Here is a 24056-nt window from a genome sequence, read left to right as displayed (position 1 = left end):
TGCCGAGGCCGCCGGTCGCGCCCGTGATCAGCGCGACCTTTCCGTCAAGTCGTGTTCCTGTCAGGGATAGCCCTCGGTCCGCGCGGCCGGACTGCGCGGCGGGCTGCTGTCCTGGGACGGCAAGGTGACCGACGACGCCCGTCTGGTGACCGCCCTGGCCCGGACGGCCGCCGCGCACGGTGCCCGGGTGCTGACCCGGGTACGGGCGCTGGAGCTGACCGGGACCGGCGCCCGCATCCGCGACGAACTCACCGGCGAGGAGGGCGAGATCAGGGCCCGCGCCGTCATCAACGCCACCGGGGTGTGGGCGGGCGCCCTCACCGACGGCATCCGCGTACGGCCCTCCCGCGGCACCCACCTGGTGCTGCGCTCGGAACGGCTCGGCGCCCTGCCGGCCGGACTGCACGTCCCGATACCCGGGGAGACCAACCGCTTCGTGCTGGTCCTGCCCCAAGGGGACGGCCGGGTGTACGTGGGCCTCACCGACGAACCGGTCGACGGCGGGATCCCGGACGTGCCGGAGGTACCCGAGACCGACATCGGCTTCCTCCTGGACGTGCTCGGATCGGTCCTCGACGCCCCCGTGTCCCGGGACGAGGTCGTCGGCGCCTTCGCCGGGCTGCGCCCGCTGCTGGACACCTCCGCGCACGACGGCCCGGAGGGGGCGGTCCGTACGTCCGACATCTCCCGCCGGCACGCGGTGCTGACCTCGTCCGACGGTGTCACCACGGTGGTCGGCGGCAAGCTCACCACCTACCGGAGGATGGCGCAGGACGCCGTGGACGCCGCGGCCGAGGCCCGGGGCCTGCGCGCCGCGCCCTCCCCCACGGCCGCGCTGCCCCTGGTCGGCGCCGCCGCCCCCGAACGCCTGCGCGTGCTGCCCGCACCGCGCCGCCTGGTCCTGCGCTACGGCACCGAGGCCGTGGCGGTCCACGCCCTCGCCGCCCAGGACCCCGCCCTGGCCGAGCCGGTGCTCCCGGGCCACCCCGTCACCCGCGCCGAACTCCTCTGGGCGGTGCGCCACGAGGGCGCCCTGGACGAGTCCGACCTCCTGGACCGCCGCACCCGCATCGGTGTGGTCCCGGACGACCGCGCCCAGGCTCTCCCCACGGCCCGGGACTTCCTCGGGAGGGCGACGCCGGTGCGCCCCTGACGCGCGCCTCCGCGTCCCCGCCGCCCGGTGTTCGATGGCCGGGAGGTATCGCCCGGGCGTCGTTCGGGACATCCCGTTCCGCCCGTGCCGCGGGCCCACGGACCCGGCAGCAGCCCCAGCCGTTCCGCAGGGAGGCGAGCGGACCGGGGAGGGGTCGGTGTGCGAGGCGCCGGCTCGAGCCGTCGCCGAGGGTGTGCCGCCCGGCGGCTGGGCGCTGGACGACGGAGTGGGTGCGGTGTTCGCGGACGGATGTCCGGCGGAGGCGGTGACGCGGAGGCCGGGGGCTCGGCTGGACCGGGTGGAGACGGCGGCACCGGGCGAGCCGGGCCGCGTTCACGAGCGCCCGGTGACCTGCCGGTCCCTCGGTGCGGTCGCGTGATCCGGCGTCAGAGCAGGCGGCGGATGTCGCCGCGGACGCGGTAGAAGCCGCCCGCCGCAGGGTGCAGGGCGTCCACGACGTACCGTGCGCCGGGTTCGCGTATCGCGCGCGGGAACTGCACGTTCCAGGAGGGGTCGTAGCCGTCGGAGACCACGTGCACGCGCAGTCGGCCGCTGTCCTGGACGCACTCGACCACGACCGAGCCCGCGGGCGCCTGGGCGACCGTGGCCACCGCGGCGACCGCCGTGGCCGGGGCGTACGTCGGCGTGGCGGCGGCGAGCTTGACGTCCCGCACCGCGGGCACCGTGCCCTGCTGGGCCGCCGAGACGGCCGCCTCGCTCGCGTCGACGCACACCAGCGATCCGTCGGTGGTGACCAGGTACAGCCGTTCGTCGCGGTACTGCATGGAAAGCGCCGAGCCGCTGCCCGTGCCGAGCTTCCACAGGCGGGTGCCGTCCCGGTCGAAGCAGTAGACGGACGAGGCCGCGTCCCCGGCGAACACGAACCGGCCGCCGGGCGAGGTGGCGCACGAGTACACGGCGCTGTCGCACGCGTACGTCGCCTCGATGGCGCCGGTGTCCTTGGACAGCCGCTGGACCACGCGGTGCGCGGTGCCGGCGTACACCGCGTCCTGTTCCTGCCAGCCGAAGAGCACGCCGCCCTTCGTCGGGGTGTGCCACAGTTCGCCGCCGCCGTCCGGGGCGTACGCGGTGACGCCCCGGTGGTGACCGTGGTAGACGGCCCGGTCGTCGGCCCGGACCATCCAGGCGTGTTCGCCCTGGCTGCGCCGGGACCACTGGTGTTCGTCCTCGTGGTCGATGACGGTGAGCCGGCCGGCGCGGTCCGAGACGTCCAGGACGCCCTCGTGGATGTCCAGCCAGAAGATGTCGACGTCGGCGGCGATGTCGTAGGCGGCGAAGGGGAGTTTGGAGGACAGGTCGTAGACCTTGCCGTCGTCGCAGCCGGCGTAGATCCAGAAGTCGTCCGCGACCAGGCACTTCACCCCGTCGGGCAGGCTGTACCGGGCGAGGACGGCGCCCTGGTGGTCCAGGGTGTAGACGTCGCCGGCCTGGTTGCCCACCCAGCAGCGGTCGTCGTCGACGTGGATGCCGAACGCGGCGGAGCCGGTGCGGAAGCGCCACAGCACCGGGGCCACGGCACGGGCGGTGGAGGGCGCGGAGCTGACCTGGCGGCGGGTGACCGCGCGGGGTGCCCGCTGTCCCGGGACCGCCGGGGCGTATCCCTTGCGGACCTTCTCCCCCACCTTCCTCGCGGCGGCTGCCCGCGCCTTCTCCGCGGTCGGGAACGTCGTCGTCTGCGTCTGTCCGGCGGCGCCGATCCTGCCGTACCGCACGGTCACCACCTGTCCGTCGACGGTGACTTCGTAGAACTTGTGGGCGCCGTCGCCCTCCTGCGACAGCTCCAGGTACGTCGTCGACACCGTGGATGCCGTGGTCGCCGTGGACGCCGTGGACGCCGTGGACATGGCACACCCCTCCCCCAGACGGACCCGCGGCCGTTCCAGCAGGTCCTCAACTGCTCCTCACCGTAAAGGCCCCCACTGACAATCACCCCGGACGCCCGGCCCCGGGACCGGTCCGGGGCCGGGCGCGTTCGGTGTCAGGTGGGGGTCACCCGGTCTCGTCCAGCCGCGGCACGTTCGCCCCGGAGTGAAACCTAGGCCGCCAGCTGGGGGTACAGCGCGGCCAGGTCTCCGGAGAGGCCCGCCTTGACCTGTCGGCTGATGTCGTCCGCCAGCACCTCGTACGCACCGGCCTCCACGCCGTCGAGGGCGAGCGCGGCGACGTCCCGGGGGGCGGACTTCGGCCCGTCCACGTGCGCCGCCATGTCGGTGTCGACATAGCCGACGTGCAGGCCGGTGACCCCGATGCCCCGGGCGCCCAGCTCCAGGCGGAGCGAGTTGGTCTGCGACCACAGGGCCGCCTTGGTGGCGCTGTAGGAGCCGGCGATGCCGAGCCAGGAGAGGACGGAGTGGACGTTGAGGAGGTGTCCGCCACCGTTGCGCTCGATGGCCGGCACGAAGGCGCGGGTGACCATCAGCGGTCCGTAGAAGTTGGTCTCGAACTCGCGGCGCACGTCCTCCACCGCGGCGTCCAGGAAGGAGCGCGCGCCGACCGAGATGCCGGCGTTGTTGATCAGGACGGTGACATCCTGCGCCTGCGCCGCGGCGGCCGCGACGGACTCGGGGTCGGTGACCTCCAGCGCGAGCGGTACGGCGTCGGGGTGCGTGACGCTGCGCGGGTCGCGGGCCGTGGCGTACACCTTGGCGGCGCCGCGCGCGTACAGCTCCTCCACCAGCGCCTTGCCCAGACCGCGGCTGCCGCCGGTGACCAGCGCGACAGAGTTCTTGATCGAGGTCATGTTCATCTCCACAGTCGGAAACCGATCAGTTTCCCCCACCGTAAACCGATCGGTTTCGCGTGGCAAGGCCGGCAGCCCCGACATGTCTCGTGGGGTGCGCGGGCGCGCGCGAACGGTGCGATGAGGGCGTGTGACCGTGCGAGGTCCGGCGGGGCGGGGAACGGCCCGAGCGCATGGATTCACCGTTCCCCGCTCCCGCCGGTCGGCCCGCCACCGCCGAGCGGCCAGGCGACGTGCCGGTCCATGGGGTCGCCCTCCGCGGGCGTTCCGGATCCCGACCCTGTTCCGACCCTGCGACGGCGCGCCCGCGCGAGCCACCCGGAGGGGTCCGGCCGGGTGAGGTGACGCACGGGCGCCCCGTCCCGGCCCGGACGGCACAGGTCCGGCACTGACGCCCCCGCGTCGCCCGAGGTCGGCGGCCTGCGGGAACTCCCGACGGGGTGACGGAAGTTGAGCGGTGGTGTGGGAAGCTGTGCGCGGCCGTGTGCGGACCGAGGCCGTGACGGCCGTCGAGAGGAGCTCAGCGTGACAGAGGACGGCTTCGAGGCCGTGAACGCCGTGAACATCGACACCAGCAAGCCGCATCCCGCGCGGATCTACGACTATCTGCTGGGCGGCAAGGACCACTACGAGGTCGACCAGCGGGCCGGTGAGCAACTCGCCGCCGCGGCGCCCGAGGCACGGGTCGGTGTACGGGCCAACCGGGCCTTCCTGCAGCGCGCCGTCCGGCACGTCGTCGGCAGCGGGGTCCACCAGATCCTGGACATCGGCACCGGGCTGCCCACGTCGCCCAACGTGCACGAGGTGGCGCAGTCGGTGGACCCGGACGTCCGTGTGGCCTACGTCGACAACGACCCGATCGTGGCCGCGCACGGCAACGCCCTGCTCAGCCGGTCCGGCACGACCCGCATCATCCTCGGCGACCTGCGGGAACCGCGGGCCGTCCTGGACCACCCCGACGTCCGCCAGCTCATCGACTTCGACCAGCCGGTCGCCCTGCTCCTCGTCGCCGTCCTGCACTTCCTCACCGACGCGGACCGGCCCGCCGAGATCGTCGCCACGCTGCGCGACGCGCTGCCCGCGGGCAGCTTCCTGGTGCTCTCGCACGCCACCGGGGACTTCGCCGACCGCAGCGCCGCGCAAGCCGTGTACTCCCACGCGACCGCATCCCTGAACCTGCGCACCCGCGCCGAGGTGGAGCGGTTCTTCGAGGATTTCGACCTCGTCGAACCGGGCCTGGCCCAGGTCCCCTTCTGGCGCCCGGACACCCCGCCGCCGCCCCACTCGGCGGAGATCGGCTTCTACGGCGCCGTGGCCCGCAAGACCGCCTGACCGCCTGACCGACGGACCCGCGCACGCTCCCCGCGGCGCGCGGGCCGACGACGGGGGTCGCTCACGGGGTCTTCTCGACGTGATCGGCGGACGGCTGCCGCCTGCGGGGGCGCGCGGCTACCGACTGCGGGGGCGCGCGGCTACCGCGTGCGGGTGGGTACGGCTGCCGCCCGCGGGGGTGCCGGGACCGCGCGCGGCGATACGGCTCCCGCCCGCGAGGGCCGTGCGGCGGCTGCCGCCTGCTGCGGGGGTGCCGCTACCACCTGCGGGGGTGCGGCTGCTGCCCGCCGGCAAGTGCGGGGAGCCCGGTCCAGCGGACACCTTATCGACGCGCACGCGCGTACAGGCTCCACCTCCCCGGCGCCTCCTATGTCCGGCACTCCTCCTCTCCCGGCACTCCCCCACCCCCGCTCCACACCCCCGTCCGCTTGGTGGCCCCGAGCCGCTGGTGCCACGCTGGGAGGAAAGGTGTCCGATGAGGGACGCTGGAGGGTCGATGGGGCGTGATGTCCCGGCGCTCGTCTTCACCCGCGAGGACCGCCGCCGGTATCGGATCAAGATGCAGGAGTGCCTGGACGCCTTCGCGCAGATGCTGCGGGAGGCACGGTTCGAGTCGGAGCGGCCACAGGTCGGCCTGGAGATCGAGCTGAACCTGGTGGATGCCGACGCCGAGCCGGCGATGCGGAACAGCGATGTGCTGGAGGCGATCTCCGACCCCGCCTGGTCCACCGAGCTGGGCCGCTTCAACCTGGAGATCAACGTTCCGCCCCGGCGGCTGACGGCGGGCGGCCCGGACGCCTGGGAGTCGGAGATCCGGGCCGCGCTGAACCACGCCGACCAGCGGGCCCGCTCCGTCGGCACCCGCCTGCTCATGGTCGGGATCCTGCCCACGCTGCGTCACGAGGACATCGGCGAGGACACCCTGTCGGAGAACCCCCGCTACCGCCTGCTCAACGACCAGGTCTTCGCGGCCCGCGGCGAGGACCTGCGCATCGAGATCGACGGAGCCGACCGGCTGCACACCTACGCCGACACGATCACCCCGGAGGCCGCGTGCACGAGCACGCAGTTCCATCTGCAGGTGTCCCCGGAGGAGTTCGCCGCCTACTGGAACGCGGCGCAGGCGATCGCGGGGGTGCAGGTGGCGCTCGCGGCCAACTCCCCGTTCCTGTTCGGCAAGGAGCTGTGGCACGAGACGCGGATCCCGCTGTTCGAGCAGGCCACCGACACCCGCCCGGAGGAGATCAAGGTGCAGGGGGTACGGCCCCGGGTGTGGTTCGGGGAGCGGTGGATCACCAGCGTCTTCGATCTGTTCGAGGAGAACCTGCGGTACTTCCCGGCCCTCCTGCCCCTGTGCGACGAGCAGGACCCGGCGCAGACGCTGGACCGCGGCGACGTCCCCGAGTTGTCCGAACTGACCCTGCACAACGGCACGATCTACCGCTGGAACCGGCCGGTCTACGCCGTCGCGAACGACCTGCCGCACATCCGGGTGGAGAACCGGGTGCTGCCCGCCGGGCCGACCGTGGCCGACACCCTCGCCAACGGCGCCTTCTACTACGGCCTCACCCGGGCCCTGGTCGAGGAGGACCGGCCGGTGTGGTCGCGGATGTCCTTCTCGGCCGCCGAGGACAACCTGCACGCCGCCGCCCGGCACGGCATCGACGCGCTGCTGTACTGGCCCGGGATGGGCGAGGTGCCGGTGCCGGAGCTGGTGCTGCGGCGGCTGCTGCCGCTCGCGCACCGCGGGCTGGAGCACTCCGGCATGGACGCGGCGTGGCGGGAGCCGCTGCTCGGTGTCATCGAGCAGCGGTGTGTGACGGCACGCAACGGAGCGGTGTGGCAGAAGGAGATGTTCCATCACATCGCCGGCACCACGCACGCCGGCCGGCACGAGGCGCTGCGCCGGATGACCCAGGTGTACATCGACTACATGCACCTCAACGCGCCGGTGCACACCTGGCCGGTCGACTGATGCGGGGCGGGCGGCCGGCGCCGGGTGATCGCCGGCGGGCGCACCGGTCAGCCGTGGGACGGTGAGCGCGGTGTGAGGACGCTGACCGCCCTGTCGAACGCCGAGTCGCGGTCGTGCGCGAACTCCTCCTCGGTGAAGACCGGTTCGGTGAGCTGCGGCGGGATGCCCGTGCCGTCGAAGGTGCGGCCGGTACGGGTGAGGTACTCCTCGTTCGGGAGCACGAAGAGCATGCCGTCGGCCAGGCGCCGCATCATGACGTCCGAGAAGACGCCCTGGGTGGGCCGGCCGATGCGCACGGTGCGCCCGGGCCGGTCGAGCAGGGCCTGGGTGAAGGTCTCGCCGGCGCTGACGGTGGATCCGCCCGTGAGGACGGCGACAGGGCCGGTGTACCGGGGGGCGTCGGCCGGGACGACGGGCACGGGTTCGGGGCGGGTGTGCCGGGTGGGGTCGGACGGATCGTTGCGGACGCGTTTGGCGTAGGCGGTGTACGCGGTGTCCGTGAGCCGTGCGGCGATGCGGAGGCCGAGGACGTCGGAGCCGCCGCCGTTGACGCGCAGGTCGATGATCAGGCCCTTCAGGTGCCGGGTGCGGGCCGGGGTGAGAACGGTGTCGAGCGTCCGGTCGAGTTCGGCCTGCTCCGCACTGTAGGGCGCGTCGGCTCCGGCGTAGCCGCCGAAACCGGAGATCCGCAGGTAGCCGAGGTCTGCGCGCAGGTCGGCGTAGGTGATCCGCCCGGCGGCGAAGTCCTGGCGGCCGGTGGCGTCCTTCAGGTCGCGGGCCACGACGAACTTCTTGACCTTCGCGTCCAGTTCCCGGGTCGGCGGCTCCGTGCCGGGCCGCACCTCGGCGAAGACCCGGTCGCCGTCCTTGACCGCCACGTGGGCGTCGTACAGGGGCCGGAGCATGCGGCTGAAGATGTCGAAGAGTTCGGTCCTGGTGGTGTTCCGGTGGACCTGCGGCCGGTACCGGTCGCGGACGGCGTGCCAGTCGACGCCCTTCTGGGCGAAGAAGGGGTAGTTCTCCTCGAAGGTCTGCCAGAGCACGTCGAAGTCGGCGCGCGGGTCGCTGGAGGGCGGGCGCGTGCAGGCGGCGGGAAGGGCCCGGATCCGGGTCAGCCGGCGGTGTCCGGCCGAGCCGTCCGCGGTGAGCCGGGCGTGCGCGCGGCCGGCGGCCCGCACGGTGAGGACGGTGCCGTCCGGCGTGGTGTAGGTGCCGGGGCCGGTCCGCCGTGCCGTGTCGCCCGCCATGCAGCTGACGGCTGTGGTCTGGTACTCGCGCAGTCCTGCCCCGCCGAGGACGAGCAGGGTGCCGTAGCCGTCCATGCGCCACACGCCGTCGGTGGCCGCGGGCGGGCCCTGTGGCGCGGCGGACGCGGCGGGTAAGGCGGTGACGGCGAGGGTCAGGGCGGCCACGGTGGCCGTGACGATGCGCACGAGGAGGGTTCCTTCCGGTACGGCCGTTTGCGGAACACCACCGTGTCCGGGACCCGCCTCCCCCCGCCATCCGGCGAACCGGTGCACCGTCCGGGGGGACACCCCCCTGGCGCCCGCTCCCGTCTCGTGTCCGGCAAGGCGCCTCTGCGCGCCTCAAAACGAGTCGTCCGGCACCAGCCCCCCGGAGGAACCACCTAGTTCCGCGCGCCGGCCGGCTGTTCCAGGTTCGTCTCGGGGCAGCCCGCCGCCTCGGGCAGGTGGGCCTTGGCCCACTCGGCCAGTTTGCGCAGGGCGGGCTCCAGGGCGGCGCCGGACTCGGTCAGCCGGTAGGACACGCGCAGCGGGGGACCCTCGTCGACCTCGCGGAGCACGAGGCCGGCCGCGGCCAGTTCGGCGAGCCGGTCGGCGAGCATGCGTTCGCTGATGCCGGGGATGGCCCGCCGCAGGTCGGCGAAGTACGCGGGCTGCTCGACGAGGACGGCCACGATCGGGCCGCTCCAGCGTTTGCCGAGCAACTGGAAGACACGGGTGATGCCGTCGTCCACCCGTTTGCACGCCGCGCTGTCGTGGTTCTGCTCCGCCGCCATGCCCCCAGCCTACTACCCCACCGTAGGGGGCTGAGAAAAAGTAAGTCGATGTGTTAAACATAGCTATGTACGAAACGTTAGCCGGCGTCTTCCGGCGTCAGGCCGTCCTGCCCATTTCTGGAGAAATCCCCATGCCCACCCTGCTGCACATCGACTCGTCCGTGTTCTCGACCGAGGCGTCGGCTTCCCGCGCCGTGACGAAGGCCTTCCGCGAGCACTGGGAGGAGCAGCACCCGCAGGGCACGGTCGTCTACCGCGACCTGGCCGCGGAACCCGTCCCGCACCTCTCGGCGGAGGCACACCTCGCCGGATTCGTCCCGCCGTCCGAGCACAGCCCCGAGCAGGCCGCCGCCTTCGCGGAGCGCATCAAGCTGATCGAGGAGCTGGAGCAGGCCGACGCGGTGCTGATCGGCGCCCCGATGTACAACTACACGATCCCGTCGACCCTCAAGGCCTGGCTGGACAACGTGATCCTGTTCGGCCGCACCGCGGGCGAGGCGCCGTCCGCCAAGGGCACCCCGGTGACCGTCGTCGCCAGCCGGGGCGGCTCCTACGCCCCGGGCACCCCGCGCGAGGGGTACGAGTACGTCCAGAACTACCTCACGGCCGTCCTCGCCGACGCCCTGGGCATGGACCTGGACTTCATCGTCCCGGAGCTGACCATGGCCCCGCAGAACCCGGCGATGGCCGAGCTGATCCCGCTGTACGAGGCCTCCCGCGACCAGGCCTTCGAGGCCGCGGCCGGCAAGGCCAAGCAGCTCGCGGAGCGCCTCGCGGCCTGACCCTCCCCGTACGCACGACGGACCCCGGGCCCGGGCGGCCCGGGGTCGCGCGCGTGAGCGGCCGGCCGGGCCGCGCTCAGGCCAGGACCAGCACCAGCGGAACGCCCGGGCACGGCACCAGCCGCAGGCCGTCGTACCCACCGGGCCGTCCCAGGGTGAGGAGTGCGCCGAAGTCCGGGCCCTTGGTGAGGGAGCCGGCCAGGTGGGCGGGGTCGGCGGAGGCGGCGACCCGGCCGCGGGCGTTCACCAGACGGGCCGGCCGGGACAGGCTCCGCAGCAGCGGGAGCACGGCCGCCTCGAAGTGCCGCAGGTACACGTCGGCTGCGGCCACTCCGGCGAACCGCCCCTGGACCCTCACCGGTTCGGACAGGGTGAGGCTGTACTCGTCGGAGCACAGGTAGTCCACGTACGGTCCGGCGACGGCGCGGTGTCCGGTGTCGCGGGGCAGCGCGAACCAGTCCCAGTGCGTGTAGTCGGAGTAGGCCGACCGCCCGGGGTCGAGATCGAGGAGGAGGGGGCGTACGGCACCGTCGGCGCCCGCCTGCCACCACTCCAGCCAGGCCGGGACGTCGGCCAGCAGGCCGGGGGCCGCGACGAAGCCGACGCCGGAGACCAGGTCCTCGTGGTTCAGCCGCAGATGGAGACCGGGGCGCAGCGCGGCGAGGTCGCGGCTGGCGGGCCGGCGCCCCTCGGCGGCCACCCGCTCCAGGAGGGCCGCGGTGTCGGCACGGGTGGCGGCGACCGACGCGAAGACGGCCTCCAGCGCGCCGCACACCTGCGCGGCCACCCACGCCTCGGGGTCCGTCGCGACAGTGGCGAGCCCGGCGCTGACGCCCATGGTGTCCTCCAGCGGACGAAGAACCGGACGCGGCGCGGTCAGAGGGTGAGACGCACGGCGACGAGCCGCGCCGTCGACTCCCTGACGCACCGCTCGGCCAGCGTGCCGGCCGTTTCGTGCGCCCCATCTTGCACGGCGGAGATGACGGCGCGGTGACGGTCCGCAACTTCTTCACGATATGCGTCGTCGGCGAGGACGAGGCAGAGCAGGGCGCCCACCTCGCTCTGGAGGGCGACCTGTTCGCGGGTGAGCCGGGCGGACTGCGCGGCGGCGGCGAGTTCCACGTGGAAGCGGCCGTACAGCCGGCTGCGCGCCGCCGCGTCCTCGGCGTGCGCCAGCTCCTCGGCCGTACGGCGCAGGGGCTGGAGGTCGGCGGGTTCGGTGCGCTGGGCGGCGAGCCGGGCGGCGGCGCCGGACAGGGCGGCCCAGTGGTCGCCGAGGTCGCGCAGCTCCTCGGTGCTCCAGCCACGCAGCCGTGTCCTGAGGCGGTCGTCGGCGGGGACCTCGGGCAGGGAGACGAAGCTGCCGCCGCCACGGCCCCGGCGGGTGGTGACCAGGCCCTGCTGCCGCAGCGCCATGAGCGCCTCGCGCAGGGTGACCGTGGAGACGCCGAGCTGTCCGGCCAGTTCGCTCTCGCCGGGGAGCTGTTCGCCGTCGGCGAGGAGGCCCAGCTCGATGGCGTCGCCGAGGCGGCGGACGACCGCGTCCACACGGGCCCGGCTGTCCACCGGGCTGAAGACCGCCTTGCGGGCGCCTCCGTCGATCTCGTGCTGCCTCACGGTCACCACCTCGTGCGTTGACTCAAGCTTTACCCTAAGGGGACCTTGAGCTATGACCTATGACTTCATATGTTTACTGTCAACGTTCAGCGCGCCAGAAAGGTTCCCGTATGGAGGGAATGGCGATCCGGCTCCAGGGACTGCGCAAGTCGTTCGGCGGGACCACCGCCGTCGACGGGGTCGACCTGGAGATCCGGGACGGCGAGTTCTTCTCGATGCTCGGCCCGTCCGGCTCCGGGAAGACGACGGTGCTCCGGCTCGTCGCCGGGTTCGAGACCCCCGACCAGGGCCGGATCGAACTCGCCGGACAGGAGGTCACCGGCCTCGCCCCGTTCGAACGGGACGTGCACACCGTCTTCCAGGACTACGCCCTGTTCCCGCACATGACGGTCGAACAGAACGTCGCCTACGGCCTGCGGGTCCGCCGGACACCCAAGGCGGAACGCCTGGTCCGGGCCCGCAAGGCGCTGGCCGAGGTCCGCCTCGAAGGCTACGGCCAGCGGCGGCCCGCCCAGCTCTCCGGCGGGCAGCGCCAGCGCGTCGCACTCGCCCGCGCGCTCGTCGGCCGCCCCCGCGTCCTGCTCCTGGACGAGCCGCTCGGCGCGCTCGACCTGAAGCTGCGCGAGCAGATGCAGGTCGAACTCAAGGCCATCCAGCGGGAGGTCGGCATCACCTTCGTCTTCGTCACCCACGACCAGGAGGAGGCCCTGACGATGAGCGACCGGATCGCCGTCTTCGACCAGGGCCGCATCGCCCAGGTCGGCACCCCCGCGGAGATCTACGAACGCCCCGCGACCCCCTTCGTCGCCTCCTTCGTGGGCACCTCCAACCTGCTCGAAGGCGAGGCGGCCCAGCGGATCACCGGCTCCGCCGGCACGTACAACATCCGGCCGGAGAAGATCCGCGTCCTGAAGGAGTCCGCCGAGGCCGACGAGCCCGAGCACGCCACGGCCACCGGCACCGTCGCCGAGGTCGTCTACCTGGGCGACGCCACCCGCTTCCTGGTCGACCTGGACGGCGGCGGCCGGCTCACCGCGCTCCAGCAGAACCTGGAGACCTCCTCCGCGGACGTCGCCGCCTACCGCGGCACCCGGGTCCGCCTCCAGTGGCACCGCCGGCACGCCGTCCGGCTCCCCTCCTGACACCGTCCCCCTCCCCCTGGAGAACGCCGTGCGCCTCACCCGTACCCTGCGCGCCTCAGCCGTCTGCGCCGCCGCGCTGCTGCTCGCCGCCGCCTGCGACTCCTCCGGCTCCGGCGGCACGTCCGCCACCGGCCTGAACCCGCCCGACCTCAAGGCCCCCACCAAGCTGGGCAGGACCGAGGGCCAGGTCAACCTCATCGCCTGGGCCGGCTACGTCGAGGACGGCTCCAACGACCCCAAGGCGGACTGGGTCTCCGGCTTCGAGAAGCAGACGGGGTGCCAGGTCCACTCCAAGGTCGCCGCCAGCTCCGACGAGATGGTCAAGCTGATGAAGACCGGCGAGTACGACGCCGTCTCCGCCTCCGGCGACGCCTCGCTGCGCCTGATCGCCTCAGGGGACGCGGCCCCCGTCAACACCGACCTGGTCCCCCACTACAAGGACGTCTTCAGCGGGCTGAAGAACGGCGCCTGGAACTCCGTCAAGGGGAAGATGTACGGCATCCCGCACGGCCGGGGCGCCAACCTGCTGATGTACAACACCGCGAAGGTCAAGCCCGCGCCCATCTCCTGGTCCGCCGTCTTCGACGACGCCTCCCGCTACAAGGGGCACGTCACCGCGTACGACTCCCCCATCTACATCGCCGACGCGGCCCTGTACCTCAAGGCCACCAAGCCGGAGTTGAAGATCAAGGACCCGTACGCGCTCGACCAGAAGCAGTTCGACGCGGCCGTGGCACTGCTGAAGCAGCAGAACGCGAACGTGGGCGAGTACTGGAGCGACTACCTCAAGGAGGTCTCCGCCTTCAAGAGCGGGGACTCGGTCGTCGGCACCACCTGGCAGGTCATCGCCAACCTGGCCGCCTCCGAGGGCGCGAAGGTCAAGGCGCTGGTCCCGAAGGAGGGTTCGACCGGCTGGTCGGACACCTGGATGGTCTCCGCCAAGGCCAAGCACCCCAACTGCGCCTACAAGTGGCTGGACTGGATCGTCTCCCCCAAGGTCAACGCCCAGGTCGCCGAGTACTTCGGCGAGGCTCCCGCCAACTCCAAGGCGTGCGCCGAGACCAGCGACAAGAACTTCTGCACGGTCTACCACGCCGCGGACGAGAACTACTGGAAGAAGATCGCGTTCTGGAACACGCCCATCGAGCAGTGCCTCGACGGCCGCACGGACGTCCGTTGCGTGCCGTACGCGAAGTGGGTGCAGGCCTGGACCGAGATCAAGGGCTGAGCCGTGACGACCGATCTGCCGACCGCCGCCGGCCGGGGCACCGTCAGGCGGCTCGCCGGAACCCTGCACCGCAGACCCCGGCTGCGGCTGGCCCTCCTGCTCACCGCCCCGCTGCTGTGGCTCGCCGTCCTGTATCTCGGCTCGCTGGCGGTGCTGTTCGTCTCCGCCTTCTGGACGACGGACTCCTTCACCTCCCAGGTGGTGAAGGTCTGGTCGACGGACAACTTCCACGCGCTGTTCACGACACCGGTCTTCCGGCAGGTCGTCCTGCGCAGCGTCGGGGTGGCCCTCGCGGTGACCGCGCTGTGCGCGGTGATCGCCTTCCCGGTCGCCTTCTACACCGCGCGTGTGGCCCGGCCGAAGTGGCGTCCGCTGCTCGTCGTCGCCATCCTCACCCCGCTGTGGGCGAGTTACCTGGTCAAGGTGTACGCGTGGCGGCTGATCCTGTCCGAGGGCGGTCTCGCCGACTGGATGCTCGCACCGTTCGGGCTGAGCGGCCCCGGCTACGGCCTGCCGGCCACCGTCCTCACCCTGACCTACCTCTGGCTGCCGTACATGATCCTGCCGATCCACACGGCACTGGAACAGCTCCCGGCCAACCTGCTGGACGCCTCCGCCGACCTCGGGGCACGGCCGGGGCGCACCTTCCGCTCCGTCGTCCTGCCCATGGTGCTGCCCTCGGTCGCCGCCGGCTCGGTGTTCACCTTCTCGCTCAGCCTCGGCGACTACATCACCGTGCAGATCGTCGGCGGCAAGACCCAGCTGATCGGCAACCTCGTCTACTCCAACATCGAACTCAACCTGCCCATGGCCGCCGCCCTCGGCACCGTGCCCGTGGCCGTGATCGTCCTGTACCTGCTGGCGATCCGCCGTACGGGCGCCCTGAACAGCCTGTAGCCCGCCCGTACACCCGTCGGAAGCTGGAGAAGAAGAGCGCCATGCACCTCAGCCGCACCGCGCGCATCGCCCTGCGCATCGGCGCCGGGCTCGGCTTCGCGGTGATCTACGTCCCGCTGCTGCTCGTCCTGGTCAACTCCCTCAACCCGGACCGCAGCGCGAGCTGGCCGCCGCCGGGCCTCACCGTGCGCTGGTGGTCGGTGGCCGCGCACAACTCCGGTGCCCGCGAGGCCCTGTGGGTGTCGGTGAAGGCGGGGCTGGGGGCGACCGCCGTCGCGCTGGTCCTCGGCACACTGATCGCGTTCGCCGTGGCCCGGCACCGCTTCTTCGGCCGGGACACGGTGTCCTTCGTCGTGGTGCTGCCCATCGCGCTGCCCGGCATCGTCACGGGCATCGCCCTCAACTCGGCCTTCAGCACGGTGCTGGAGCCGCTCGGCGTGGGGCTCGGGCTGTTCACCGTGATCGTCGGGCACGCCACCTTCTGCATCGTCGTGGTCTTCAACAACGTGGTGGCCCGGCTGCGCCGTACGTCCGGCTCGTACGAGGAGGCGGCCATGGACCTCGGCGCGACCAGCTTCCGCGCCTTCGTGGACATCACCTTCCCGCTGGTCCGCTCCGCGCTGCTGGCGGGCGGCCTGCTCGCCTTCGCCCTGTCCTTCGACGAGATCGTGGTCACCACGTTCACCGCGGGGCCGGGCATCGAGACCCTGCCCATCTGGATCTTCGACAACATGACCCGGCCGCAACAGGCACCGGTGGTGAACGTCGTGGCCGCCGTCCTCGTCCTGCTGTCGGTGATCCCGATCTACCTCGCCCAGCGGCTGTCGGCGGACACGGCGACGTCCAGCCGGGTGTGAACGGCGGCGACACCCGCGCGGTGCGGGCCCCGGGGGCCGGGCCGATGCGAACCTGCGCCCATGAAGAACCCTCCCGCCATCACCCGTTACGTCGACCGGGTCACCGCCGGCCCGGGCGGCGCGATGACCGACGAGGCCGGCGTCATCACCGGCGACCTCACCGTCGCGACCATCCTGAGCTCCGACGGTCACAGCGTGCGCGTCGCCATCCAGCACTCCGGCAGCGACATCTGGTACACGCTCGCCGGCAGCCCCGCCCCCGTGCCCGCCGGGCAGCTCGCGGCCTACCACCGGGACCTGCTCGGCCGGATCCGCCGCGGGGGCGGCACCCGGGCCACCTGAGCCGGCACGCCCCGGGCATGCCGGACCGCGGCCCGGGTTTGGGCGCGGGCCGCCGGGGGATTCGGTGCGCGTGGTCTCGTACGGAGCAGAGCAGCGCGTGCACCTGCCCGCGCTGCGTGCCGGCTGGCTGACCCAGACCTTCGTGCACTGGGCGTACCCGCCCGAAGAGGTCCAGCGGCTGCTGCCCGACGGCCTGGTGGCGGACACGTTCGAGGGTGCCGCGTGGGTGAGCCTCACCCCGTTCGTCATGGCCGATGTGCGCCCGCCCGGACTCCCCCTGGCACTGCCCTCGTTCCCCGAGACCAATCTGCGGACCTATGTGCGCGACCGGAACGGCCGGGACGGGCTGTGGTTCCTGTCCATCGAGGTGTCCTCCCCGGTGATGCTGGCCGCCCGCGCGGTCGGTGTGCCGTACCACGTCGGCCGGCTGGAGGTGGCGCGGCGCGGGGACGCCGTGCGCTACACGGGCGCCCGGCGGGGCGGCGGGCCCTCCTACGAGATCGCCGTCCGCCCGGGCGAGCCGGTGCGGCCCGGCCCCCGTGACGTGTGGCTGACCTCGCGGTGGCGGGCGTTCACCCGGCGGTTCGGCGCGCTCTGGGAGACGCCCGTCGAGCACGTGCCCTGGCCGGTGCGCGCGGCACGGCTCGACACCGTCGAGCAGACCCTCACCCGCGCGGCGGGGCTGGCGCCGCCCACGACCGCACCGCTCGTGCACTACTCGGACGGCGTGCACAAGGTGCGCCTCGGCATCTCGCGCCCCGTGCGGCCGGCCCGCGGCGCGGGCGACGGCGCGCCGTAGTCCCCGCGTCCGCGAGCCCCGGGCATGGACGAAGCGGGCGCGTGACGAACCGTCCCGCCACGCTCCTGGAGCGGGCCCGGGCCCGGCAGGGACACCGTTAAGGAGCGGCGGTTGCGCCGGGCGCCAACGGCCCCGCGCTCGACCGGCCCGGTCACCGCGTGGCCCTCCGGGTGCCGGCCGGCGGGCCCCGCCGCGACCCGGCGCGAGGAGACACCGGCGAACCCGCGGGGGGCCGTGCTGTTCCGTAGGCTGGGAGGGCACGAGACTCCTCCGGGAGACCGATCCGCAGGCGGGAGACGGTCGTGATCGAACTGGCCGCGGCGTTCGCCGTCGCGGGAGCGGCGAGCAACGCCGTGGGCACCGCCTTCCAGCGCAAGGCGGCGTCCGTCTCCCGGGGCAGGGGAATCCGGCTGGTCGCGGAGCTGGCGCGCCGGCCGGTCTGGCTGATCGGGATGGCCGGGGTGGTCTGCGCGGCCCTGTTCCAGAGCCTGGCCCTGGTCAACGGCCCGCTCGCGCTGGTCCAGCCGCTGTTCATCCTGGAGCTGCCCTTCGCGCTGCTCGTCGCCGGCCCGCTGATGCACCGACGGCTGCCGTCCTGGGGCTGGTGGGGGGTGGGCGGCTGCGTCGCCGGGCTCGCCCTCCTGCTCGTCGCCGCCGCGCCGCACGGCGCCACCGACCAGGCGCGGCTGGTCCGCTGGATCCCGGCCCTGTGCGTGTGCCTGGGTCTGATGGCCGGGGCCGTCCTGCTGGCCGGCCGGGGGCACCTGCCGGCCCGGCGCGCCGCGCTGCTGGCGGCCGCGTCCGCGACGGGCAACGCCCTGACCGCCGCCCTGCTGAAGTCGGCCTCCGGCACGTTCGCCGACCACGGTTTCACGGCGTTCCTTCGGTCGTGGCAGACGTACGGCTTCGCGCTGGCCGGGGCGGCCTCCGTGATCCTGCTGGAGAACGCGCTCCAGGCCGGCCCGCTGGCCGCCGCGCAGCCCGCGCTGACCATCGGCGACGCGGTGGTGAGCCTGTCCCTGGGCGTCTTCCTGTTCGGGGAGCGGATCCGGACGGGCTGGTGGCTGCTGCCGGAGGCGTGCGGGGCCCTCATGATCGTGGCGGGCGTGCTGGTGCTCAGCCGGGCCGTCCAGCGGATCGTCGTACTGCCGGTCCCGGCCGGGGAGGGGCACCCCGCGACGTGAGGCGGCTCAGGGAGCGGCGACGAGCGGCGCCCCTCCGCCGTCGCACGTCAGCGCCTCCCGCAGGGTCCGGAGCCGGCGCGCCCGGCACCGGGCGACGCACGCGCGCGGTGTCCGCCCGCTCACTGCTCGGGCCGCACCGGGTGCCGGCTCATGACGGAGACCCGGTTGAACGCGTTGATGGTGACGGCCACCCAGATCACGGCGGAGATCTGGTCGTCGGTGAGGACGTCCCGCGCCGCCGCGTAGGCGGCGTCCTGCGCGGCGGTGTCGGCCGCGGCCGTGGTCGCCTCGGCGAGGTCCAGGGCGGCCCGCTCGGCGGGCGTGAAGAGATCGGTGTCGCGCCAGGCGGCGAGCACGCCCAGGCGCTGCGGGGTGTCTCCCGCCCGCAGCGCCGCCCGGGTGTGCAGGTGCAGGCAGTAGGCGCAGCCGTTCAGCTGGGACACGCGGAGGTTGACCAGTTCCACCAGCACGCGGTCCAGGCCGGCGTCCGCGGCGACCCCGCGCACCGCCTCGGACGTCTGCACCAGCGCGTGGTACGCCTTGGGGCTCTGCTTGTCGATGTAGATCCGCCGGGCGGCGCCGGCCGGGACGGGACTGGTCAACCTGGGCTCCTCCGGGTGGCACGTTTTGTTGAACTTGAAACTATCACGGCCGGCGCGGAGGGCGGCAGGACGGTCAGGGAACAAGGCAGGTGAGGTCACCGGACGGGAGGCGGCCGGTCGCCAGGTAGCCGTTGACCGCGCCGTCCACGCACGGGCTGCCGAAGACGCCGTACACCGCGTGCTGGTCCGCTCCGCGCAGGGTCACCAGGCGCGAGCTGGGCCAGTTCCGGCGCACCGCCTCGGCCATGGGGTAGACGGTGCGCGGGTCGCCGGTGGCGTTGACGAGCAGGGCCGGAAGGTCGTCGCGGATCGCCGTCGGGCGTTCGCGCGGCGGCTCCCAGAACGCGCACGCGTTGATGTTGTCCGTGACGGGCGCGAACAGCCTGTCCCGGCCCCCCGCGCGCCGCAGGTCGCGCCAGTACGTCTCCGGGTCGCGCGGCGCGGCCACGTCCCCGCAGAGGATGGCGGTCTGCGCACTGCCGTAGGCGGACTCCTGGCCGGTCAGCACGAACTCCAGCGCCGAGGCCAGCCACGGCGAGGGCGTGACCCGCCGGCCGTCGGCGGCCCGTCGCAGGTCCCGCACCCCCCGGGCGAAGTCGCCGTACGCCGTCGGGTTGTCCTGCGAGAGGCCGCTGAAGACGAGGACGGGCAGGACGTGGTCGTCCACCCGGTGGTCGCCGACGCGCAGGGGCGAGCGGGCGGCGGCCGACCGGACCGCCTCCACGGTGGCCAGTACGGCGCCGCGGGTGCGCCCCAGCCCGTAGGCCGCGTGGTGGGCGGCCGTCCAGCCGGCCCAGTCGCGCAGGGCGTGCAGGTTGGCCTCCTCCGTGCCCCGCAGCAGCCGCGGACCGTAGCGGGCGGGGTCGGCCACGCCGTCCAGGACGACCCGGTCGGTGCGGTGCGGGAACATCGTGGCGTAGACCTGGCCGAGGTAGGTGCCGTAGGAGTAGCCCAGGTAGGAGATCCTGCGCTCGCCCAGCGCCGCCCGGATCACGTCCATGTCGCGCGCGGTGTCGCGGGTGGTGGCGTACGGCAGCAGGTCCCCGGCGTGGGTACGGCAGCGGCGGGCGAGGTCCGCGGAGAAGCCGACCATGCGGTCGAAGCCCGCACGGCCGGTGCCGGCGCCGCGGATCATGCTGCCGGTGGGCCAGTGGCAGTCCAGCGTGGTGCTCCGGCCGACGAAGCGGGGGTCCACGCCGACCACGTCGTAGCGTGCGGCGACGTCCTTCATGGCCTTGCGCACCCACGGTGGGTCGCCGAGCGTCTGTCCGCCCGGGCCGCCGCTGTTGAGCAGCAGCGCGCCGACGCGATGGGCGGTGTCGGTGCCCCGGATCCGGGATATCGCGACGGTGATCGTACGGCCGTCCGGGCGGGTGTAGTCCAACGGCACGGTGACGTCGGCGCATCGGGCGCCGGCCTCGTCGAGTTCCTTGCCGGTGGCGTCGTCGGGGCCGAGCCGGCAGCTCTTCCAGTGGAGGTGCTGGTGGTGGTAGCGGGCGAGGGGATCGGTGGCCGGCCGGGACGGGGCGGCCGACGCGGGCACGGCACCCAGGGCCAGTGCGCCCGCGAGGGACAGGGCGACGGCCGCCGGGACGCGGGAGGCGAGGCGACGACGGGAGGGGGCGTGGGTCACGCGGGGGTCCTTTCGGCGGGCGGGCCCTCGCAGAGGGCCGTGTCGACGACGGCGAGGAAGTCCTGTTCGGCCCGGAGCGTGGCGGGGACCTCGTTCAGGGCGACGGCGACGGTACGGCCGTTGGGGCCGGTGGCGACCAGCGCCCGGTGGCCGCCGGGCACGGTCCCGGCGTGCCCCCACCAGCTGCCGCCGCAGGACAGCGGTGAGGAGATCAGGCCGAGCCCGTAGCGGGCGCCGGGCCAGAGCCGGTCGGGGTCGGCGGCCACCGTGCGCCGCATCTCGGCGCGTTGCGGCGCGGGCAGCAGCCGGCCGGTCAGCAGCGCGCGGGCGAACCGGGTCAGGTCGGCGGGCGTGGACACCAGGGCCCCGCCGACCCCGCCGAAGGTCGTGTTCCAGGCGGTGCCGTCGCCCCGGCGGCCGTCGTCCGCGGTGAAGTAGCTGTGCGAGTGCGGGCCCCGGATGCGGGTCTCGTCACCCGGCCAGTACGTGTCGCGCAGTCCCAGGGGCGCGATGATCCGGCGGGTGATCTCCGACTCCGGGCTGTGGCCTGTGACCTCGCGCACGATCAGCCCGGCGACGAGGTAGTTCGTGGTCGCGTAGTGCCAGGTGTGCTCCGGGCGGGGCAGCCGCAGGGCGCGGGCGACGAGCCGGCGCGGCTCGAAGTGGCGGTACCGCAGTCGTTCGATGCGCTGCCACTCGGGTGCGTCGAGGTAGTCGGGCAGCCCGCTGGTGTGCTGCAGGAGCTGCCGCACGGTGATCCGGCGGCCGTCGTACCCGCCGGTGCGGATCAGTCCCGGCAGGTAGCGCTCGACGGGCGCGTCCAGGGACAGCCGCCGCTCGGCGGCGAGTTGCAGGACGACCGTCGCGGTGAACGTCTTGGTGACACTGCCGACGCGGAGCCGGTCGGCGGTGTTCATGGGGCGGCCGGTGCGCAGCTCGGCCACGCCGTCGGTCGCGGTCCGCCGGGCGCAGGGGGCGCCCGGGTCGGCGTCGGTCACCAGGACCGCGGCACCGGTGATCCGGTCGTGCGCCACGAGGCGGTGCACGGACCGGCTCAGCGCAGGGTTCGGGCCGCAGGCGCGGGGCGTGTCCGGGGGCGGCTGCGCGGCGGCGGCCGGTGCGACGGCGGCCACCAGACAGGCCGTGGCCAGGGCCACGAGGCCGGTACGCCGACGGGGTGCGGAGCCCGGTGGACGCGGTACGGAACCCGGTGGACGGGATGCGGAACCCGATGGACGCGGTACGGAACCCGGTAAGGAGATCGCCATGCCCCCTGACGCTAGGCACCGCCCGGCACGCGCTCACTCCGGCGGGCAGGCGCTTCAAGGCGGGGGCCAGCACCAGCGCGCGCCCGGAGGCGAGCCCCCGCACGCGCCTCCCACCCTTCGGACAGCCGTGCCAAAGGTGAACGGCGGGCGTTGTGCCGTGTCCGGAACCCGGGACTGACACCCTGGACGGGACGAGGGGGTCCGCTCATCGCTGCGGGGGGCAGGCGTGACGGTTGAGGGCAGCAGCACCGCCCGGAGGGTGCCGCGGCACGTGGCCTGCGTGATGGACGGCAACGGCCGCTGGGCGGAGCGGCGTTCGCTGCCGCGTACGTCGGGCCACCGCGCGGCGGAGACGACGGTGATCGACGTCATCGAGGCGGCGCGGACGGCCGGCGTGGAGTGGCTGAGCCTGTACGCGTTCTCCACCGAGAACTGGCAGCGCCCGAGCGCCGAGGTCGACTTCCTGATGCGACTCGTCCGCCGCGTGGTGCGCAAGCACGCCGCGCTGCTGCACGCACGCGGGATCCGCTGCCGGTTCCTCGGGGTGGCCGATCCGCGCATCCCCCCGGCGCTGGCCCGGGACTTCGCCGATCTGATGACGCTGACCGGCGAGAACCGGGGCATGACACTGACCGTCGCCTTCGATCACGGCGGGCGCCGGGACATCGTGGCGGCGGCACGGTCCCTGATCCGCAGCGGGGTGCGGGCCGACGCCGTGGACGAGCGGAGCTTCGCCGCCCATCTGCCCTTCCCCGACACCCCCGACGTGGACCTGGTCATCCGGACCTCCGGGGAACAGCGCATCTCCAACTTCATGCTCTGGCAGGTCGCCTACGCGGAATGGATGTTCCCGCCGGTGCTCTGGCCCGACTTCCGCGCGCCGCACTTCGTGGAGTGCCTGCGCGCCTACCAGCAGCGCGACCGCCGCTTCGGCGGCGTGGCGCCCGACGCGAACGGAGAACGACGACCGTGACGGACACCGGCGGCAACAAGCCCAGGAACACCGGCGCCGGGAGCGGTGCCGGCCAACTCTTCGACGAAGGCGGCCGGTTCCACGCGTTCTTCAACGATCCGCGCTGGGCACTGGCCATCGTCCGGGCGACCGTGCTGGAGGCGGCGCACCCGCAGATCGGCGGGGCCCTGATCGACAACTCCACGTTCGTGACACACCCGTGGCGACGGTTGCGCAACACCGTCGTCAGCCTCCAGCGCATGTTCGGGCCCGACGACGAGGTACGGCGCAGGGAGGCGGCGCGGCTCAACCGGCTGCACGCCCGGCTGAACGGCACCGACGCGCACGACCGGCCCTACGACGCGATGGACCCCGAGGTGCGGGCCTGGGTGGTCGCGACGCTCTTCGAGAGCAGCGTCACGATGTGCCGTCTCAGCGGACAGCCCCTGGAGCAGGACGCCATCGAGCACCTGTACGCCGGATTCCGGTCCTACCTGGCCCTGCTGGACGGTGACGCCGGCCGTCTTCCGCCCACCGTCCAGGAGTTCTGGCCGTACTACGACCGGGTCGTCGAGGAGCGGCTGGAGAACACGGAGGCGATGCGTGTCATCCTCTACCGGCTCTTCGACCATCTGCCCGCGCCGCCGCTGCTACACGGTGTGCCCACGCTGTGGGCGGCCGGCCGCGCGCTCGCCGGGCCGCTCATCGGTGTGATCACCGTGGCGTCCCTGCCGGAGCCCTTCCGGCGGCGGGCGGGACTGCCCGAACTGCCCGGCGCCCAGACCCTCATGCAGAGCGCCTACCTGGCCGTCGGCCTCGCGCGGTTCCTCCCCGAGGGCCTGATCCGGACCGACGCCGTCGTCGACCTGCTCTCCCTCTCCCCCGACAGCGACGACCCCCGGGCCCGGACGATCAGCGCGCTGCGGGACCGGATGAAGCGGGCCGGGGCCCTCGTCCGGCTGATCACGCCCCTCCCCTCGGAGGACCCTGACCCCGACGCGGGAAGCGCGGCACGGCGGGGTGCGGAGGAGTTCTTCGCGGCGGTGCTGGACCAGACCGGGGACGGCTACCTGGACTGGCCCGACCTCGCCGCCATGGCCCGGGAACTGGCCGGCCGTCTCGACCTGGACGAGCCGGAGGAGACGCGGCTCTACGACGCCTTCGCCGGCTGGTGGCGGGAGCTCCAGGCGGCTCTCGACACCGACGGCGACGGCCGCGTCAGCGCCCGGGAGTACGCGGCGGCCGTGCCGTCGCTCGCCGGCCCGGCACTGATCAGGGTCGCGGAGGTCCTCTTCGACGTCACCGACGCCGATGGCGACCAGCGCGTCGACGCGGACGAGTACCGGGCGCTGTTCCGCACCGGGTTCCGGCGGGACATGGCAGGCGGGGACGGCACGTACGCGCGGGGCGCCTTCGTACGGGACTTCCTGGCCTTCATGTCGGGCCGGGAGCGCTCCACGCCCTACGACCCGCTGCTCGCCGACGCCTGAGCGGGCCCCGGTGCGGCGGCGC

The 24056-nt window shown here is 73.5% G+C and carries 21 protein-coding genes and 1 pseudogene; 13 read left to right on the top strand and 9 right to left on the bottom strand.

The features are described from left to right. Positions 1 to 70 precede the first annotated feature (70 nt). A pseudogene (locus ABZV94_RS24435) lies at positions 71 to 1153 on the top strand (FAD-dependent oxidoreductase); the annotation flags it as partial. 386 nt (positions 1154 to 1539) lie between these two features. On the opposite strand, the gene ABZV94_RS24430 reads toward ABZV94_RS24435, so the two are convergent. Then, complete coding sequence (locus tag ABZV94_RS24430; RefSeq protein ID WP_356343621.1) at positions 1540 to 3018, bottom strand: WGR domain-containing protein; 1479 nt, start codon at positions 3016 to 3018, stop codon at positions 1540 to 1542. A gap of 191 nt (positions 3019 to 3209) precedes the next feature. Beyond that, positions 3210 to 3914 carry an SDR family oxidoreductase gene (locus tag ABZV94_RS24425; RefSeq protein ID WP_356343619.1) on the bottom strand — a complete coding sequence of 235 codons (705 nt, stop codon included), beginning with the start codon at positions 3912 to 3914 and terminating at the stop codon, positions 3210 to 3212. Between the two features lie 525 nt (positions 3915 to 4439). Between ABZV94_RS24425 and ABZV94_RS24420 the strand changes: the two genes are divergently transcribed. Both ABZV94_RS24420 and ABZV94_RS24415 read left to right on the top strand, forming a co-directional pair. After that, positions 4440 to 5246, top strand: coding sequence for an SAM-dependent methyltransferase (locus ABZV94_RS24420; RefSeq protein WP_356343616.1), 807 nt, complete (start codon positions 4440 to 4442; stop codon positions 5244 to 5246). A gap of 496 nt (positions 5247 to 5742) precedes the next feature. Beyond that, on the top strand, positions 5743 to 7221 hold the full coding sequence (locus ABZV94_RS24415; protein ID WP_356343614.1) for a glutamate-cysteine ligase family protein: 1479 nt from the start codon (positions 5743 to 5745) through the stop codon (positions 7219 to 7221). 47 nt (positions 7222 to 7268) lie between these two features. Here the strand turns inward: ABZV94_RS24415 and ABZV94_RS24410 are convergent, their stop codons facing one another. Both ABZV94_RS24410 and ABZV94_RS24405 read right to left on the bottom strand, forming a co-directional pair. Further along, positions 7269 to 8654: a S41 family peptidase gene (locus ABZV94_RS24410; RefSeq protein WP_356343612.1), complete on the bottom strand. Its 1386-nt coding sequence runs from the start codon at positions 8652 to 8654 to the stop codon at positions 7269 to 7271. 194 nt (positions 8655 to 8848) lie between these two features. Next, a complete protein-coding gene (locus ABZV94_RS24405; protein ID WP_356343610.1) occupies positions 8849 to 9241 on the bottom strand; it encodes a helix-turn-helix domain-containing protein in 393 nt (130 codons plus the stop codon). Between the two features lie 131 nt (positions 9242 to 9372). Between ABZV94_RS24405 and ABZV94_RS24400 the strand changes: the two genes are divergently transcribed. Further along, positions 9373 to 10023, top strand: coding sequence for an NAD(P)H-dependent oxidoreductase (locus tag ABZV94_RS24400; RefSeq protein WP_356343608.1), 651 nt, complete (start codon positions 9373 to 9375; stop codon positions 10021 to 10023). 76 nt (positions 10024 to 10099) lie between these two features. Here ABZV94_RS24400 and ABZV94_RS24395 read toward each other — a convergent pair whose 3' ends face one another. Both ABZV94_RS24395 and ABZV94_RS24390 read right to left on the bottom strand, forming a co-directional pair. Continuing rightward, positions 10100 to 10861: a cache domain-containing protein gene (locus ABZV94_RS24395; protein ID WP_356343606.1), complete on the bottom strand. Its 762-nt coding sequence runs from the start codon at positions 10859 to 10861 to the stop codon at positions 10100 to 10102. Between the two features lie 38 nt (positions 10862 to 10899). Beyond that, positions 10900 to 11640, bottom strand: coding sequence for a GntR family transcriptional regulator (locus ABZV94_RS24390; protein ID WP_356343603.1), 741 nt, complete (start codon positions 11638 to 11640; stop codon positions 10900 to 10902). Between the two features lie 110 nt (positions 11641 to 11750). Between ABZV94_RS24390 and ABZV94_RS24385 the strand changes: the two genes are divergently transcribed. The 7 genes from ABZV94_RS24385 (at position 11751) to ABZV94_RS24355 (ending at position 18089) form a co-directional block, all read left to right on the top strand. Continuing rightward, complete coding sequence (locus ABZV94_RS24385) at positions 11751 to 12782, top strand: ABC transporter ATP-binding protein (RefSeq protein WP_356343601.1); 1032 nt, start codon at positions 11751 to 11753, stop codon at positions 12780 to 12782. 28 nt (positions 12783 to 12810) lie between these two features. Then, positions 12811 to 14010: an ABC transporter substrate-binding protein gene (locus ABZV94_RS24380; RefSeq protein ID WP_356343599.1), complete on the top strand. Its 1200-nt coding sequence runs from the start codon at positions 12811 to 12813 to the stop codon at positions 14008 to 14010. Between the two features lie 3 nt (positions 14011 to 14013). Beyond that, positions 14014 to 14907: an ABC transporter permease gene (locus ABZV94_RS24375; protein ID WP_356343596.1), complete on the top strand. Its 894-nt coding sequence runs from the start codon at positions 14014 to 14016 to the stop codon at positions 14905 to 14907. 41 nt (positions 14908 to 14948) lie between these two features. Next, on the top strand, positions 14949 to 15764 hold the full coding sequence (locus ABZV94_RS24370; RefSeq protein ID WP_356343594.1) for an ABC transporter permease: 816 nt from the start codon (positions 14949 to 14951) through the stop codon (positions 15762 to 15764). Between the two features lie 60 nt (positions 15765 to 15824). Further along, positions 15825 to 16106 (top strand): hypothetical protein, encoded by a 282-nt coding sequence (locus ABZV94_RS24365; protein ID WP_356343591.1) that lies wholly within the window; start codon positions 15825 to 15827, stop codon positions 16104 to 16106. A gap of 97 nt (positions 16107 to 16203) precedes the next feature. After that, positions 16204 to 16905, top strand: coding sequence for a DUF2071 domain-containing protein (locus ABZV94_RS24360; RefSeq protein WP_356343627.1), 702 nt, complete (start codon positions 16204 to 16206; stop codon positions 16903 to 16905). A 302-nt stretch (positions 16906 to 17207) separates the two neighbouring features. After that, positions 17208 to 18089 (top strand): DMT family transporter, encoded by an 882-nt coding sequence (locus ABZV94_RS24355; protein ID WP_356343589.1) that lies wholly within the window; start codon positions 17208 to 17210, stop codon positions 18087 to 18089. A gap of 119 nt (positions 18090 to 18208) precedes the next feature. Here the strand turns inward: ABZV94_RS24355 and ABZV94_RS24350 are convergent, their stop codons facing one another. The 3 genes from ABZV94_RS24350 to ABZV94_RS24340 all read right to left on the bottom strand — a co-directional run bounded on the left by ABZV94_RS24350 (position 18209) and on the right by ABZV94_RS24340 (position 21481). Then, positions 18209 to 18691, bottom strand: a complete 483-nt coding sequence (locus ABZV94_RS24350; RefSeq protein ID WP_356343587.1) for a carboxymuconolactone decarboxylase family protein — start codon at positions 18689 to 18691, stop codon at positions 18209 to 18211. Between the two features lie 73 nt (positions 18692 to 18764). Beyond that, positions 18765 to 20324, bottom strand: coding sequence for an alpha/beta fold hydrolase (locus tag ABZV94_RS24345; protein ID WP_356343584.1), 1560 nt, complete (start codon positions 20322 to 20324; stop codon positions 18765 to 18767). Then, on the bottom strand, positions 20321 to 21481 hold the full coding sequence (locus tag ABZV94_RS24340) for a serine hydrolase domain-containing protein (protein ID WP_356343582.1): 1161 nt from the start codon (positions 21479 to 21481) through the stop codon (positions 20321 to 20323). Before ABZV94_RS24340 ends, ABZV94_RS24345 begins: the two co-directional genes overlap by 4 nt. Positions 21482 to 21818: 337 nt before the next feature. On the opposite strand from ABZV94_RS24340, the gene uppS reads away from it, so the two are divergent. Both uppS and ABZV94_RS24330 read left to right on the top strand, forming a co-directional pair. After that, positions 21819 to 22565: a polyprenyl diphosphate synthase gene (gene uppS, locus ABZV94_RS24335; RefSeq protein WP_356343580.1), complete on the top strand. Its 747-nt coding sequence runs from the start codon at positions 21819 to 21821 to the stop codon at positions 22563 to 22565. Then, positions 22562 to 24034, top strand: coding sequence for an oxygenase MpaB family protein (locus ABZV94_RS24330; RefSeq protein WP_356343578.1), 1473 nt, complete (start codon positions 22562 to 22564; stop codon positions 24032 to 24034). The genes uppS and ABZV94_RS24330 overlap by 4 nt, the downstream gene beginning before the upstream one ends. Positions 24035 to 24056: the final 22 nt, after the last annotated feature.

Source organism: Streptomyces sp. NPDC004658 (assembly GCF_040609555.1).
Classification (GTDB): Bacteria; Actinomycetota; Actinomycetes; order Streptomycetales; family Streptomycetaceae; genus Streptomyces.
This window is presented reverse-complemented; position numbering and strand designations above follow the sequence as displayed.

What these genes read in the sequence shown, in the direction of transcription:
- ABZV94_RS24430 (WP_356343621.1), bottom strand. Translation starts at nt 3,018, where the DNA reads ATGTCCACGGCGTCCACGGCGTCCACGGCGACCACGGCATCCACGGTG.
- ABZV94_RS24425 (WP_356343619.1), bottom strand. Translation starts at nt 3,914, where the DNA reads ATGACCTCGATCAAGAACTCTGTCGCGCTGGTCACCGGCGGCAGCCGC.
- ABZV94_RS24415 (WP_356343614.1), top strand. Translation starts at nt 5,743, where the DNA reads ATGGGGCGTGATGTCCCGGCGCTCGTCTTCACCCGCGAGGACCGCCGC.
- ABZV94_RS24405 (WP_356343610.1), bottom strand. Translation starts at nt 9,241, where the DNA reads ATGGCGGCGGAGCAGAACCACGACAGCGCGGCGTGCAAACGGGTGGAC.
- ABZV94_RS24400 (WP_356343608.1), top strand. Translation starts at nt 9,373, where the DNA reads ATGCCCACCCTGCTGCACATCGACTCGTCCGTGTTCTCGACCGAGGCG.
- ABZV94_RS24395 (WP_356343606.1), bottom strand. Translation starts at nt 10,861, where the DNA reads ATGGGCGTCAGCGCCGGGCTCGCCACTGTCGCGACGGACCCCGAGGCG.
- ABZV94_RS24385 (WP_356343601.1), top strand. Translation starts at nt 11,751, where the DNA reads ATGGAGGGAATGGCGATCCGGCTCCAGGGACTGCGCAAGTCGTTCGGC.
- ABZV94_RS24370 (WP_356343594.1), top strand. Translation starts at nt 14,949, where the DNA reads ATGCACCTCAGCCGCACCGCGCGCATCGCCCTGCGCATCGGCGCCGGG.
- ABZV94_RS24365 (WP_356343591.1), top strand. Translation starts at nt 15,825, where the DNA reads ATGAAGAACCCTCCCGCCATCACCCGTTACGTCGACCGGGTCACCGCC.